The 15,039-nt window shown below is 63.6% G+C and carries 13 protein-coding genes and 1 riboswitch; of the genes, 7 read left to right on the plus strand and 6 right to left on the minus strand.

The window, feature by feature from the left end:
- Positions 1 to 35: 35 nt before the first annotated feature.
- The 5 genes from P0D96_RS25575 to P0D96_RS25595 form a co-directional block, all read right to left on the minus strand.
- A complete protein-coding gene (locus P0D96_RS25575) occupies positions 36 to 2,138 on the minus strand; it encodes an FUSC family protein (RefSeq protein ID WP_408287134.1) in 2,103 nt (700 codons plus the stop codon).
- Between the two features lie 6 nt (positions 2,139 to 2,144).
- A complete protein-coding gene (locus tag P0D96_RS25580) occupies positions 2,145 to 2,747 on the minus strand; it encodes a MarR family winged helix-turn-helix transcriptional regulator (protein ID WP_408178583.1) in 603 nt (200 codons plus the stop codon).
- 117 nt (positions 2,748 to 2,864) lie between these two features.
- Positions 2,865 to 4,523: a response regulator gene (locus P0D96_RS25585; protein ID WP_408178584.1), complete on the minus strand. Its 1,659-nt coding sequence runs from the start codon at positions 4,521 to 4,523 to the stop codon at positions 2,865 to 2,867.
- 3 nt (positions 4,524 to 4,526) lie between these two features.
- Positions 4,527 to 6,044 carry an ATPase domain-containing protein gene (locus P0D96_RS25590; protein ID WP_408316068.1) on the minus strand — a complete coding sequence of 506 codons (1,518 nt, stop codon included), beginning with the start codon at positions 6,042 to 6,044 and terminating at the stop codon, positions 4,527 to 4,529.
- A gap of 84 nt (positions 6,045 to 6,128) precedes the next feature.
- Positions 6,129 to 7,031, minus strand: a complete 903-nt coding sequence (locus tag P0D96_RS25595) for a LysR family transcriptional regulator (RefSeq protein WP_132383907.1) — start codon at positions 7,029 to 7,031, stop codon at positions 6,129 to 6,131.
- A gap of 164 nt (positions 7,032 to 7,195) precedes the next feature.
- Here P0D96_RS25595 and P0D96_RS25600 point away from each other — a divergent pair, with 164 nt between their 5' ends.
- The 5 genes from P0D96_RS25600 to P0D96_RS25620 all read left to right on the plus strand — a co-directional run bounded on the left by P0D96_RS25600 (position 7,196) and on the right by P0D96_RS25620 (position 12,286).
- Entirely contained in the window at positions 7,196 to 8,248 is a 1,053-nt protein-coding gene (locus tag P0D96_RS25600) for a porin (RefSeq protein WP_408316070.1), read from the plus strand.
- Positions 8,249 to 8,323: 75 nt separating this feature from the next.
- Positions 8,324 to 9,400, plus strand: coding sequence for an alpha/beta hydrolase (locus tag P0D96_RS25605; RefSeq protein ID WP_408316072.1), 1,077 nt, complete (start codon positions 8,324 to 8,326; stop codon positions 9,398 to 9,400).
- On the plus strand, positions 9,397 to 10,755 hold the full coding sequence (locus tag P0D96_RS25610; RefSeq protein WP_408316074.1) for an MFS transporter: 1,359 nt from the start codon (positions 9,397 to 9,399) through the stop codon (positions 10,753 to 10,755). The genes P0D96_RS25605 and P0D96_RS25610 overlap by 4 nt, the downstream gene beginning before the upstream one ends.
- A 19-nt stretch (positions 10,756 to 10,774) precedes the next feature.
- Entirely contained in the window at positions 10,775 to 11,779 is a 1,005-nt protein-coding gene (locus P0D96_RS25615; RefSeq protein WP_408316076.1) for an alpha/beta hydrolase, read from the plus strand.
- A gap of 66 nt (positions 11,780 to 11,845) precedes the next feature.
- Positions 11,846 to 12,286, plus strand: coding sequence for a hypothetical protein (locus P0D96_RS25620; protein WP_408316078.1), 441 nt, complete (start codon positions 11,846 to 11,848; stop codon positions 12,284 to 12,286).
- An 18-nt stretch (positions 12,287 to 12,304) separates the two neighbouring features.
- Here the strand turns inward: P0D96_RS25620 and P0D96_RS25625 are convergent, their stop codons facing one another.
- The gene (locus P0D96_RS25625) at positions 12,305 to 12,892 is read right to left on the minus strand and encodes a histidine phosphatase family protein (protein ID WP_408316080.1); all 588 of its coding nucleotides are present in this window, start codon (positions 12,890 to 12,892) and stop codon (positions 12,305 to 12,307) included.
- Between the two features lie 88 nt (positions 12,893 to 12,980).
- A riboswitch (adenosylcobalamin (AdoCbl) riboswitch) is annotated at positions 12,981 to 13,134 on the plus strand.
- Positions 13,135 to 13,136: 2 nt separating this feature from the next.
- On the opposite strand from P0D96_RS25625, the gene P0D96_RS25630 reads away from it, so the two are divergent.
- A complete protein-coding gene (locus P0D96_RS25630) occupies positions 13,137 to 13,358 on the plus strand; it encodes a CbtB domain-containing protein (RefSeq protein WP_408178594.1) in 222 nt (73 codons plus the stop codon).
- Positions 13,359 to 13,369: 11 nt separating this feature from the next.
- Entirely contained in the window at positions 13,370 to 14,110 is a 741-nt protein-coding gene (locus P0D96_RS25635) for a CbtA family protein (RefSeq protein ID WP_408178595.1), read from the plus strand.
- Positions 14,111 to 15,039: the final 929 nt, after the last annotated feature.

A 15,039-nucleotide genomic window follows, 5' to 3' on the forward strand; every position in this document is an offset into this window, starting at 1 on the left:
GGAGAGGGCTGGAAAGTCGCGACGAGTTGGGCGCATCAGGCAGCGGCCTCCGGTTCGGGCGGCGTCGGTGTCGTCAGCGTGGCCGGAAACAGCGAAAGACGCAAGCCGACCAGCGCGTGCAGCGCTTCACGCAACCGGCGTGCCGAGGTTTGCGAGGTCGCGCTCGGCGCATCGGCGTTGGCGAGCCCTTGTGCCGTCACGCGCGCCACGGCGGCGTCGATCGACGACATCAGGCTGTCGGGCACCGGCTCGCGCTTGCGGCGATTGACGCAGCTTTCATAGTACTGACGCACGTCGTCGAGCACGTGATCGATCGCGGCGGGCGCTTCGCCGCCCAGCTTGTGGGTCAGGCGGCGCAGATCGAGTGCGTTGAAGGCGATGCGCAGATCCCGAAAGCTTTCGATCGACGGATGGCGATGGTCGTCGGTCGCGGCAAGGCGCGGGATCAACTGCATCAGGCGGTCGAGCATGCGCGCGGCGAGATTGCGCGGATCGTGGATCGGCCGCGTCGATGCCGTGAGCGCCACGTCGGCCCAGCTCGAACGCAGCAGACGGGCCGCCGCGAGTTCGGCGCCGAACGGCCGCGTCACGCGCGTCCACAGATACGCGTAAAGCAAGCCGGCGAGGCCCGCGAGATTGCTGTTCATGAACACCAGGAAGTTGGCGTCGTACGCGTCCTGAATGCTGATGAAGGTGGCCGTGTTCACCGCGACCAGCACCGTGGCCAGGTTGAACTGCGGGCGCGGGATCAGCGTGCCGACGAAGATGAACGGCGCGGCGAACATGATCACCAGCATGGGAAAGTCATGCACGTGCGGCAGCACGACGAACAGATAGACGCCCGCCGCCACCACGCTGATCGCGGTCGCCACGAAGAAGCGGAACACGAACGGCGCGGGTTCGTCGAGCGCGGCGAAGAAGCAGCACGCCACGGCCGCGAGCGTGACCGCGCTCGCGCCGTCGTTCCAGCCTGAGCTGATCCACAAACTGCACGCGAGAATCACGGCCGCCGCCGCCGAGCCGGTGGAGAACAGCATGATGCCGTGATCGTAGAAGCGCTCGGTGCCGCCCAGCCGCCAATGACGGAAGCGCGGGCGCCACGAGCCTTCTTCCCGCGTGATGATGATGCGCAGCGAGCGGCAGTCCTGCCAGACGTCGATCACCTGTTTCATGCGCCACAGTGCGTTCGAGAGCAGCGCGGCGTCCCAGCCCGCGAGTGCGGACGGCGGCGGCTGCATCGCCGCGATGCGCTCGCGCAGCGCGTCGGCGGTCGGGTCGGGGTGATCGCCTTCGCTCACGGTGGGCATCGGCTCATTGAACCATTTGATGACGTCGGCGAGCAGGCTTTCCAGACCCTCGGGCCACGTCTGCCGGCCGCTGTTGTAGAGCGCGATCAGCGGATCGGCGAGCGACGACATGATCGGCAGCAGCAACTGCATGCGTCCGCGCAGTTCATGCGTGCGCGCCAGCACGTCGGGCCGGGTGTGATCGTAGGCAAGCTGGCTCAGCAGCAATTCCAGACCATTGATGGTGGCCGCGATGCGCTGCCGGGCACCCGAAATCGCCGAGCCGGCAATCCGCCCGGAGAGCGTTTCGGTCGCATAGAAGGCGGCGTCGCGAAACCATGCGTCGGTTCGCTCGATGATGGTCGGCGCAAGCCGGCTCGGAAACAGCGCGCCGCCGACAATGCTCGCGCAAACGATGCCAAGCGTGATCTCTTCGGTACGGCTGACCGCGAGATCGAACACGCCGCCCGGATTGGTCACCGAGGGCAGCGCGATGATCGGCATCGTATAGCCGGCCAGCAGGAACACGTAGCTGCGCGCGGTGCGGTCGAACACCGCCAGATACAGGAGCGTGCCGGTCCAGAGCGCCACGATCACGCTGAATAGATACGGCGATTCGACGAAGGGCGGCACCAGCAGCACCGCGGCCGAGGCGCCGAGCATGGTGCCGAGCGCGCGATAAAGCGCCTTGGAACGCGTCGCGCCGACAAACGGGTTCGACACGATGTAGACGGTCGCCATCGCCCAATACGGCCGCGGTAGTTCGAGCGCGAGGCCGATGTAGAGCGCGATCATCGCCGCGGCAAACGTCTTGACGGAGAACAGCCAGTCGCGAAGGGAAGGGTAGACCATAAACCGTTACGCCGGATCGTTGGCGCTGTGTGGCGCGGCGGTGTCTGCTTTGCCTTTGTTCGCTTTGGTAGCTTTGCGGGGTTGGCTGGCGTGCTGCGTTGGTTTGACCGAGGCGCGTTGAACGCCTTCATCGCGGTCCGGATCGCCGCTGGGATCGCTGTTCTGATCGGCGCGTTCGCCGGCGTCGGCGGTGAACGCGGCCAGCACGCGCAAGGTCGCTTCGAGATCGCTGCGCGAGACGTCTTTCAACGCCAGCGCCCGCAACGTGACTAGTTCTTCTTCCATTTTCGCGGTGACGGCGCGGCCTTCTTCGGTGAGCACCACGGTTTTCGCGCGGCGGTCTTCGGGGTCTTCGTCGCGACGCATCAGACCTGCGGCGCACAGTTGATCGAGCAACCGCACCAGCGAGGGCCCTTCGATGCCGATGTGATCGGCGAGCGTGACCTGGCGCACCGCCGCGCCGAGGCGGCTGGCGGTCAGGAGCGGCGTGGCGCACGCCTCGGAGACATTGAAGGCCGCCAGCACGCCGTGACTCGTGCGCCGCCATTTTCGGGCGGCGACGACCAGCGTGCTGCTGACTGTCCGGCGCAAGGTATCGAGATTCGACATGGCCGGTATTGTATTTCCAAAAAATTCGTTAGCAAACTATTGAATTGGAATTTTTTGTGACGGCGCGATGTGGCCGCGTGCGTTGACAGGCGCCGGGGTTCGCCATGCAAACGTCGCTCAAGCCGCGAGTCCGAGCCTTACCGTACGCGCCAGATCATCGAGTTGAAAAGGCTTGCGCAAAATCGTGCAGCGCTTCACGGCCAGCCCGGAAATGTCCACGTCCGCATAACCCGTTGCGAGGATCACCGGCAAATCCTCGCGCATCTTGCGCGCCTCGGCGATCACGTCGATCCCGTTCATGCCGGGCATCGCGAAGTCCACCATCAGCAAGTCCGGGTTGTCGTCCTGCAAACGATTCAGGCCCGCGCGTCCGTCGGCGGCTTCGGTCACGGTGTAGCCGAGCATTCTCAGCGACTCGACCAGCATGGCGCGCACCTCGCCGTCGTCTTCGACCACCAGGACGCGCTTTTCGCCGACCACGTTCGCTTCCGCATCGGACGCCGCTTCGGCCTGCGGCGCCACGCGCTCGCGCAACGGCAGCCAGATCTCGACCGTGGTGCCCACGCCTTCCTCGCTGAACAGACGCGCCGTGCCGCCAGCTTGCCTCGCAATGCCGTAGACCTGACTCAAGCCGAGCCCGGTTCCCTTGCCGATTGGCTTGGTGGTGAAGAACGGATCGAAGACGCGCGACACCACATCGGCCGGCACACCCGAGCCGGAATCGGCGACTTCGACCACTACGTAGCGGCCTTCATCGAGTGTCTGATCGGGCGCCTCGCGCACCTTCACGCAAATGCCGAGCTGGCCGCCGCCCGGCATGGCATCGCGCGCGTTGATGGCGAGATTGAGAACGGCCAGTTCGAGCTGATTGGCGTCGGCCTGTGTCCACATCTCTTCGCCATCGAACTCGTTGGTATAGCGGATGCTTGAACCGAGCGACACCGTGATGATGTCGCGCATGCCTTGCAGCAACGCCACCACGTCCACCGCTTTCAGATCGAGGTTGCTGTTACGCGAGAAAGTGAGCAACTGTCCCGTCAGTTTTGCGCCGCGTTCGGTCGCGCGTTTGACGGTGGCGGCCATGCCGCGAAGGCGCTCGTCGCTGCTCACGCGGGCAATCAGCTCCGCATTGACCATGATGACGTTCAGCAGATTGTTGAAGTCGTGCGCGATGCCGCCGGTGAGTTGCCCGAGCGCTTCCATCTTCTGTGATTGCACCAGCACGGCCTGCACTTTGGCGCGCTCGTGAATTTCCATCATCAACCTGTTGTTGGCGGAGGCGAGTTCGTGAGTGCGTTCGGCGATGCGGCTTTCCAGCGAGTCGTTCAATTGCACCAGCGCCTCTTGCGCTTCGATCCGCTCGGCCAGATGGCGGCGCGATTCGTATTGCCGCGCGCGTGCCCGCAATGACGACGCTACCGCGCGCCGCAACGTTTCCGAATTCAGCGGGCGCTCGAGCACGACCACGTTGCCGAGCCGTTCGAGCACTTCCAGGCCACGTTCGGAACGATGTCCGAGGCGTGAGGCGGCGAGCAGAATGAACGGGAAATCGGACCATGCTGGCTGTTGTTCGAGCCAGGTGAAAAGCCGGATCGCATGGTTGCCCGCGAGCGCTTCTTCAGCGATCAACGCGGCGCCCGCACCGGCGTCCAGCGCCGCGGTGAGCGTGTCGGCATCGCGGCAGGCCACGCAAAGGCGCTTATCTTTGTGCAGCACTTCGGCAATCACATCGGCGTCGCGGCCAAACGGCGCCAGGATGAGGACGCGTTGCTCCATGACTTACTGCCCAGACGTGTCGATGACGCGGTTCGTCGCACCGAGCAGCGCGGTGCTGCCGCGATAAGCCGGCAGTCCGGAGAGCACACCCTCGAAGTCGCGCAGCGCCTCGCCCACTTCCACGCCGTTGCCGCCGAGCCGGAACTGGCGGATCGAACGCTCGTGGGCATTGGCGCGGCTCTTCACGGCCGTCACGGCGGTGAGCACTTCGCCGTGGTGTTCGAAATAGCGGAACAGCACGACCACGTCGCTCAGATAGCTTATGTCGATATCGTTCTGCACCTCGCCGATAATGCCGTGCTGTCCCAGCACGAGCATCGTGATGATGCCTTGCTGGTTCAGATAGCCGAGCAGTTCATGCATTTGCAGCAGCAGATAGCGCTCGCCGGGCATGGCCTGGAGATAGGCGTTCAGGCTGTCGATCGCGACGTACTTGACGTCTCTCTTCTCGACCGACTGGCGCACGTCGCTGGCGAATTCGCCGGGCGAGATTTCCGCCGGATCGATCTGGCGCAGCGTCAGCAGGCCGCTCTCCACGTGCGGCGCCAGATGCATGCCGAGCGTCGCGCAGCGGATCATCAGCGTGACGAGGGTCTCGTCGAACACGTAGTAGACGCAGCGCTCGCCGCGTTCGAGCGCCGCGACCAGGCACGACACCACCGTGGTGGTTTTGCCGACGCCCGACGGGCCGATCATCAGTGCATTGGTGCCGGGGATCAGACCGCCGCCGAGCAACGCGTCGAGTCCCGGTGTGCCGGTGCTGACCGGCTCGGTGTCGAACGTCGCGTGGTGTTCCGCCGCGACGAGGCGCGGATACACGTGGATGCCGCCGGTGTCGAGCGTGAAGTCGTGGTACCCCTCGCGGAATTTGATGCCGCGCATCTTGGCGATGCGCGCGCGCCGCCGGTTGCCGCCGTAGTCGTGCACGAGATTGTCGAGGCTGACCACGCCGTGCGCGATGCTGTGCAGCTGCACGTCGCCGGGATCGGCCGAATTGTCGTCGAGCAGCAGCACCGTGCATTCACGGGTGGCGAAATAGCGCTTGAGCGCGAGAATCTGCCGCCGGTAACGCAACGGGTTCTGCGACAGCAGACGCAACTCGGAAAGGCTGTCGAGCACGATGCGCGCGGGTTTGAGTTCGTCGACCTGCTGGATGACGTTGCGCACCGTCTCGCCGAGTTCGACCTCGGCCGGGTGCAGCACGGTCTGCTCGTACTGCGGGTCGAGACCCTCGTCCGACACCAGCTCGAGAATCCTGAAGCCGCCGATGTTCCAGCCGTGGCTTTCTGCTACCGAGATCAGTTCGGAGCGGGTTTCGGACAAGGTGATGTACAAGCCTCCCTGTCCTTCTTCGACACCCTTGAGTAAGAATTGCAAGGCCAGGGTAGTTTTACCTGTACCGGGCGCACCTTCCACGAGGTACATGCGGTGCGGCGTGAGACCGCCTCCCAGGATGTCGTCGATTCCTTCGATTCCCGAGGAAAGGCGGGCCGGCTTGGCGGCGGCTTGTCTGTTTGACATGGCGTAGCGTTTTGGCGTCGATGAGTGGCTGGTGGTTGTTCAGCCGGTACGGCGAGAACGCAATATCTGTGCCCATCGACGCGATCATCCAGCAGCGCGCTCCTTCACCAGTTGAATGAAGCGCGTGGCCGCGCTGTTATGCAACGCCGTCGGATAGGCGAGGTGCAGCGGCGCGCTGAGTTTCGAGGGGTTCGCGAGCGTGCAATACACCGTGCCCACCTGGTCGTAACGCTGCATGGAAGCGGGCACCAGCGTCACGCCCAGACCAGCCGCCACGAGGTTGATGCCCGACACCATGCGCGGCACTTCACGGGCAATGCGCGGGACGAAGCCGGCCTGCCGGCACGCGGCGAGGATATCGGCGTACATGCCGGGTGCGCCTGGGCGGCGGACCAGAATGAAGTCTTCGTGCGCCAGCGCTTTCAGCGACACTTGCGGCCGCTTCTTGCCCTTGAGCAACGGATGACCGACCGGCAACACCACGACCATCGGCTCGTCGAGCAGCAACTCGAACGCCACGCCTTCGCGCGCGTCGACCGGCTTGCGTAGAAACGCCGTCTGAATCTGGCCCGCGGCCAGACGCTCGATGATCTCCGCCGCGTTGAGTTCGGCAAGCTCGACGGCGACCTCGGGGCACACCGCGCGAAACGCGCGGATCGCCTCGGTCGTGAACGGATGAAAGGCCGCGGAACTCGTCAGCCCGATCGAAATCGTGCCGAGCTCGCCGCGTGCAATCCGGCTCGCCTTTTCGACCGACTGCTGCAGATTCTGCAGCAAGCGTTGCGCGTCTTCCGCAAAGGCCTGGCCGGCCGGCGTCAAGGTGACGCCACGCGGCATGCGCACGAACAGTTCGAAGCCGATCTCTTCTTCCAGCGTTCGAATCTGTTGCGAGAGCGGAGGCTGTTGCATGGCCAGCCGCTCTGCCGCGCGCGTGAATTGGCCTTCTTCGGCGACCGCCAGAAAGTAACGCAGATGCCGCAGCTCCATGGTGTTTCGTCTCCCGGACAGCGCTCGAAGGTCGGCTCGCTGCCATATCGAATAAATATGGTTTGTGCTTAAAACAGGTATTTTACATTTACCACGGCCGATCCTACGATCTCGTCCATCGCATAGGAAATGAACGCGAAATAAAACAAAACGTGGAGACGTCAATGAAAAAACAATGTGCGGTGGCCACCCTGGCCGTCATGAGTTGCGCCGGCGCGTATGCGCAAGCATCGGTCACCTTATACGGTGTGATCGACACCAACCTCGAATTTCTCAACCATGCCGGCGCCAGCGGCGGCTCGCTGGTCCGCGAGAATTCCGGCGGCTTGAGTAATTCGCGCTTCGGCTTTCGCGGCGCCGAAGATCTCGGCGGCGGCAACAAAGCGTTCTTCATTCTCGAAGCGGGCTTCAACGGCAACGACGGCACCAACGCGAGCGCCGGCGTGCTGTTCAACCGCACGGCCGCAGTGGGGCTTTCGAATGCCTACGGCGCACTGTCGGCGGGCTTGCAGTACACGGCGATGTACGACACGCTCATCAAATACGACCCGATGGTGTTCGGCCAGCAATACACGTGGATGCCGACCACCGGTTCCGTCGACGGCTTTTCGTTCAAGGCGCGCGTGAACAACTCGGTCAAATATGTCGGCCGCTTCGGTGGTTTGACGGCGACGGCGGATTACAGCTTCGGCGGCTCCGCGGATTCGTTTCAGAGCAGCGCGGCCTACGGCGGCGCGCTCGATTACGACATGGGCAGCTTTGCCGCCGCGGTGGCCTACGACTACCGCAACGGCGCGATCAACTCGACCGGCATGTGGACCAAGTCGCGCAACTGGAGCGCCTCGGCGCGCGAGCTGCTCGGCGACGTCACGCTGATGGGCGGCTATGAGCACTATTTGTTTAACCCGACCAAGGGCAAGTCGGTGTCGTCGGCATTGTGGTTCGGCGGCGTGCGCTATCTGATCGCGCCGGCTTTCCGCCTGACGGTCGCCGCGTACTACCAGAGCAACAAGGCGGACAACGTGTCGAACTCGTTGATGGGCGTGCTGGGCGCGGACTATATTCTGTCGAAGCGAACCGATGTGTACGCAACGGTCGCGTATGCCGCGTCCACGCACTACGCTAACGACCAGTACACACCCGTCGGTTTGACGAGCGACACCGCGTTTGGTCCGAACCAGACCGGCGTGACGCTCGGCATTCGCCATCGATTCTGAATACTCTGTTTTTCAACGACGGATTCGACGATGCGCCGCGTTCAAGACAGTACACGGCGATCAGGAGCAAGCTGCATGACTTTCAATCTTTCACGACGTATTGGGGTGCTGTGTGCGTCAACCGTCGCTGCCCTGCTAGCGACGCTCGCGCAACCCGCGCTCGCGGTCCATGCTTACGAGCCGCATCTGAAGCCGGTGGCGACGATCTCGGATACGCGCTTCACGCTCGACACGCCGCAAGGGCACGCGGAATTTCCGCTGTATCTGTCGAAGGATTGGAACGTCGCGCAGCCGCAAGTGTCGCGCGCGGTGATCGTGATTCATGGCAAGCTGCGCAACGCGGACGTGTACTTTCGCACCGCGCAGAATGCTCGCGATGCCGCGCACGCGGACCCCGACGCCACGCTGTTGATCGCGCCGCAATTCCTCGCCACGCTAGACACGCGCGTGCATGACGAACCGGCCGATCTGCTGCGCTGGACCGGCGACGCCTGGATGGGCGGCGAAGCGGCGCGCGCGCCGCTGCCGATCAGTTCCTACGAGGTGCTCGACGCGATCGTCGCGCGTCTTGCCGATCGCAAGCTGTTTCCCAATCTGCGGCACGTGGTGTTCGCCGGGCATTCGGGCGGCGGGCAAGTCGTGCAGCGCTACGCCGTCGCGGCGCGCAACATCGCCGCGCTGACCGGCGAGGGCATCGACGTGCGTTACGTGGTGGCGAGTCCGTCCACGTATGCCTATTTCGATGCGCAACGGCCCAACGCGCAAGGCATTGCCGCGCCGTTCGATGCCGCGCAATGTCCCGACTTCAATCAATGGAAATACGGCATGGACAACCGGCCGCCCTATCTCGACGACCGAACACCCGCGCAACTCGAAGCGACCTATGCGGCGCGCCGGATCGACTACCTCGTCGGCGGCGCGGATGACGATCCGCAGCAAAGCGCGCTCGACAGAACCTGCGCCGCCGAAGCGCAAGGGCCGCAACGCGTCGCGCGCGCCGAGGCGTACTACCGGTATATCCAGTCGCGTCATCCGGACGGTTTGAAGCAGCGCTTTCATATCGTGCCGGGCGTGGGGCACAACGGCGCGCGCATGCTGACGTCGGTGTGCGCGCTGGCGGCGATGTTCGACACTCCGGGATGCGAGCAATGAGCGAAGCGACCTTCAATCAACGCGACGGTACCGCGTCCGAAGCCGACACGTCGAACGGCCTGAGTCCGTCGATGGTGCGGCGCGCGATCTTCGCCTCCGTCCTCGGTAACGGCTTAGAGTGGTTCGACTTTCTGATCTACGGCTACTTCGCGAAGATCATCGCGCAAGTGTTCTTTCCCGGCGGCAGTGGATTCGTGTCGATCATGCTGACGCTCGCCACGTTCGCCGTCGGTTTCATCGTGCGGCCGATCGGCGGCATTCTGCTCGGCATCTACGCGGACCGCGCGGGGCGCCGCAAAGCGCTTTCGCTGCTGATCATTTCGATGGCGGCCAGCACGCTGCTGATGGGTCTCACGCCGGGCTATGCGCGCATTGGCATCGCGGCGCCGCTGCTGGTGGTGCTCGCGCGCCTGTTGCAAGGGCTCTCCGTGGGCGGACAGTTCGCGACGGCATCGGCGATGCTGGTCGAGTATGCGCCGCCGCACAAGAAGATGTTTTACGGCAGCTTCAATATGTCGGCGCAGGCGTTCGCGTTGCTGCTGTCGTCCGGGGTCGGCTATCTGCTGACCACGCAACTCACCCATGAGCAACTGGTGGCGTGGGGCTGGCGACTGCCGTTTCTGTTCGGCGCGTTGGCCGGGCCGTTTGGCTTCTACATCCGGCATCGCGTGGCCGAATCGCCGGAGTTCGAGCGGCTGCTCGATCACAAGGACAAACCGCCGCGCGTCACGATCCGCCAGTTCTTCCGCGACAACGGCGATGCGGCGATCTGCGCGATGGGCGTGATCATCATCGGGGCGGCGACCAATTATGTGTGGCACTCGTATCTGTCGGTGTATGTCGAACGGCAATTGCATTTGCCGCTCTCCACCGCGTTGCTCGGCGCGTTCGTGTCCGGCGTGTTGAATCTGTTTCTGTTTCCGCTGTCGGGCAAGCTCGCCGATCGTTATGACGCGTACCGGTTGTTCTATCCGATCGTGATCGCGTGGATGGTCTGCGTGTATCCGCTGTATCACTTCGTCGTGACGAATCCGACGCCGGGGCATCTGTTCATCGCGCAGATGATCGCCACGGTGTTCCTCGCCGCAATGTCCGGTGCGCATCCCGGCATGCTCGCAACATTGTTCCCGGTGCGCAGCCGTTCGGCGGGTGTGGCGCTCTCGTACAACATCGCGGTGACGCTGTTCGGCGGCATGGCACCGCTCACCATCACCGGCTTGACGCGCGTGACCGGCAGCAGTCTCACGCCCGCCTTCTACCTGATTTTTGCCGGCTTCGTGTCGCTCGCGATGGTGTACTTCACGCGCGCCGGACGCATGTCGGGCGGCGCGGCGGCGAGGCCCGCCACCCATTGATCAACCACGAGCCTATTGCATGACCCAGCCTTTCATCACAGACGACGAACGCGCGCCGAATGAGCATCCGGTCACGGTCGTCGCAAGCCGGCATCTGAGCGTCACGACGCAAGCCGGCAGCGGCACCGTGCCCGTGTTTTCGAACGGCGACTGGCTAGCGCCGACGCGCGAAGTCCAACGCGCCGTGATTCTGATTCATGGCCGCCTGCGCAACGGCGACACGTATTTCGAACTCGCGCAGCGTTCCTGCGCGCTCGCCGGCGGCAGTGCGGCCGATACGCTGCTGATCGTGCCGCAGTTTCTCGCGACGGCGGATGTCGAGGCGCACGAGGTGCCGCCGTCCACGTTGCATTGGGACTGGACGAGCTGGATGGGCGGGGAGAACGCGGAGGGTCCCGCGCCGATCAGTTCGTTCGATGTGCTCGACGCCATTCTGCATACGCTTGCTTCGCGCGAGCAGTTCGCGTCGCTTGCCGAGGTGGTGATCGCGGGGCACTCGGGCGGCGCACAAGTCGTGCAGCGCTATGCGGTGGTGGCGCGCGACGAGGCGCCGCTCGCGGCGCGCGGCATCGCGCTGCGCTACGTGGTCGCGAATTCTTCGTCATATGTGTACTTCGATGCGATGCGGCCGGTTGCGTCCGGCGAATTCGCGGCGTTCGATCGGGCGATGTGTCCGTCGTTCAATCGCTGGAAATATGGGCTCGAGGATTTGCCGGGCTATGCGGGCGACGCGGCTTCTGCCGCAGCGCTCGAAGCGCGTTACGCGCAGCGTGACGTCACCGTGCTGCTCGGCGGCGCGGATTGCGATCCGCAGCATCCGGCGCTCGACCGTTCATGCGCGGCGCTGGCGCAAGGGGAACACCGGCTCGGGCGCGGGCTGGCTTATGCGCGCTATATGACGTTGCGGCATCCGGAAGGATTGGCGAAGCACCGGACGTATGTGATCGATGGTGTCGGGCACGATGCCAAGGGGATTTTTGCTTCGGCGCAAGGACTGGCGGCTTTGTTTGCTACTGGGCTGTGAGTGCGCATGGGCACGAAGCGTGCTATCGCGCTAATACCTGTGAGTGACTTCAAGGACCGCGCCGACATGAACAGAACCCGATTACTTGTCACCTCGCTTGCCGCTGCATCGCTGGGCGTCTTGTTGACCGGCAGCGCATATGCCGACGATGCGCCTAGCCCGTGTACCTCGCTGAAACGGATCGTCGCGGCCACCCCTGGCGGGCTCGCTTCATTGACGCCGGACGACGGCAAGGGCGTCGCGCAACCTTATGGCGACGACGCGCAATGTTCGGCGAGCCGCGGTGCGTATCAATGCAACTGGACGCCGCATCACGACGCCGGTTCGAATGCAGACGCGCTGCAAGCTGTCGCGGCGGACATCGCATCGTGTCTGCCGGACGCCACGCACGATCAGAATTCGCCGGGACGTCAGCACTTTTATCTGGGTGCGAAGGGCAAGCGGACCGACATCACGCTGACGCCGACCGGTTCGAACAAGCTGCGTCTGGTGGTGTCGGGTAAGTAAACCGCCGCACGAAGGTGGCTAGCGTGAGGCCGGCCACCATGTCCAGCCGCGCGACGAGCGCCGCAACTCGATTATCGAAAGCGGCGCGATTTCAATGCGCGGAAACACGGCGGGCGATGCCCCTAGCGCATGCACGATCGCTGCCCGGAGCACCGGCGCATGGGTGACGGCGATCACGTCGCGCGCATGGTTGGGTGCACGATCCTTCGCGCCGTTTTGCGCGTCGAGCCATTCTCCTACCCGTTTCACGAGTTGACTGAACGACTCGCCGCCGTGCGGCGCGGCGTCGGGATCGCGCGCCCATGCGGCGAGGTCTTGCGGCGCTTCGGCAGCGAGGTCGGCCAACCGCCGCCCCTGCCATGCGCCGTAGTTCATATCCGCCAGACCGGCGTCGACCGATGCCGCGAGGCCCAGGGCGGCTGCCGTCTCGCGCGCGCAGACGGCCGGGCTGACGAAAGCGGCCGCGTCGTCCACTGTCGCGAGACGCGTGCGCGCCGCTTGGGCTTCGGCGAGGCCACGGGCGTCGAGCGGGTCGTCGGCAGGAAAACGGCCTGCGCGCTGGGCGGCGGTCGATGCGTGGCTGATCAGTAACAGCCGAGTGTCCATTCTGTTCATGTCCTGTGAAGCGGCGCCCCGAAGCCGAACGCGAGCGGGATGAAGCGTACGTTTTGCGTTGCCGGGTGCCGAAGTTTAGCGCGTAGAATAGCGGGACTGCGAAGCGCGGAAGCCGGTGAGAGCCCGGCGCGGTCGCGCCACTGTAATCGGCAGCACAAGCCGAAAGCCAGACCTGAGCTTCGCACCAATCCTCTGCAATGACTATCGGGGCGCGTTACCCCAGGAGATGTCCATCATGAACGACGCTGTTTTCGATCCCGCCAACCAGCCTGTTGCTCAACCCACGCCGATTCCGCTGCGCGAGTTGTTGCCCTGGGTCGTGTTCGGCGGTTTGCTGTTGTTGCTCGCTCTTTACTTCGTGGGTGCGGAACAGGGCGCCACCTCGCTGGTGCCGGGCATGTACGTGCATGAGTTCGTGCACGACGGCCGCCATCTGCTCGGCTTTCCCTGCCACTAACGGAGTCGACCATGGTTGGTAAATTGTTGGTACGCGGGATGCTTGCAGGCATCGCCGCGGGACTGCTCACGTTCGGCTTTGCCCGGGTGGTGGGCGAGCCGCAGGTGAATCAGGCGATTTCGTTCGAAGAAAAAGCCGACGCCGCGAAAGGCGAGGCCGCTGAACCCGAGATTGTGAGCCGCGATACGCAGCGGGGTATCGGCCTGTTGACTGGCGTGGTGACTTACGGCGCGGCATTCGGCGGGCTGTTCTCGCTGGTGTTCGCGTACGCCTATGGACGAGTGGGCGCATTGAGCCCGCGCGCGTTGTCCGCGTGGCTTGCGCTTGGCGCGTTCATTGCGCTGGCGGTCGTGCCGAATCTGAAGTATCCGGCGAACCCGCCTTCGGTCGGCGACCCTGAAACGATTGGGACGCGGACGGGTTTGTTCTTCCTGATGATTGCGATATCGCTGGCCGCGATGGTGTTTTCGCTCAAGGTGCGGCGCCGTGCGGCTATGAAGCTTGGCGCGTGGAACGGCTCGATTGTGGGGGCGGCGGTGTTCATCGTGATCATCGCCGCGGTGCAGTTGTCGATGCCCACGATCAACGAAGTGCCGGAGGCTTTCCCGGCGGTGCTGCTGTGGAAATTCCGCGTCGCGGCGCTGGGCATGCAGGCGATTATGTGGGCGACGATCGGGCTGCTGTTTGGGGCGCTGGTTGAGCGGAGTGCGTTTATGCGGGTGGGGGGAAGGTCGGCGGTGAAGTCGGTTTGATGCTTTGGATTTGGTGAGCGCAACAGGTTTGGTGGTTGCGCTCCGCGTCTTGCTCTCGCACTTCGCTCTCCGTGCTTTGCGCGCAGTGGTCAAGAAGGGTTCTGCGTCAAGGAGTTGGGGCGGTTGTGGGGTGGTTATCCACAGGCTTGCGAACAATTTCTGTTGATAACTTTGCGCGCGCGACACTGCGCCCAAATGAATACTTTCAACCAGATGGCGAGAGGATGCTGAACCGGCAGTTTGTCGTGGAGAGTACTTGACCACATTGCCGCCTAGCCGTGGCTCAACTGGACTTTCTTTCATCACGTCAGCAAGGGACGCGTTACACCCGGCACGCACTTGGATTGAAGTCCTTGAGCAGCGACCCACAGAAATGTCCGCGCGACAGCGCTAGTACCCGCAACCATATCGCGTGAACCTTCCGGGCGAATCCGGTTCCCCCTTTCTGTCTGCAAAGTCACTTGTCCCTGAGGACTATCCAGCTCCCTCAGCAACCCCCGTCGTATCTGCGCGTTCCAAGCATGGCTGCCTTGGCCCGCCTCGTGCGAGTTTTTTTCTGCGCTGACTGGACAGAATATCGCTGGGTGTGATTTCCGGGGCACTGCATGAACCTTTGGGACAACCTGGATTGCCCTTTCCGTAGTTGAAAAATTCGGCGTGGCGCACTTCACTCACCTAGCACAGAATCGTCCTCGCATACCTCAAAAAAAGTTACCCAAATTTCTGCTTTCCATTAAGCATTTTCCTGGTTATGCGAAGTACCTATCTATTTAATCGGTTTGACCAGATTTTACAGTCGTCTTATATACGCATCATAAAAGTCACTTTGATAATGGAGAACGTGAATTTTTGAACGGGGGCGGCGTATGAAGTCATGCGGAAGCCGGTTGTATCAGGTCAGTCCAGGGAGGGGCCATGTATAGCCCCAA

Origin of the sequence: Paraburkholderia sp. RL17-347-BIC-D, from assembly GCF_046027915.1 — a bacterium.
In the GTDB taxonomy this organism is placed as follows: domain Bacteria; phylum Pseudomonadota; class Gammaproteobacteria; order Burkholderiales; family Burkholderiaceae; genus Paraburkholderia.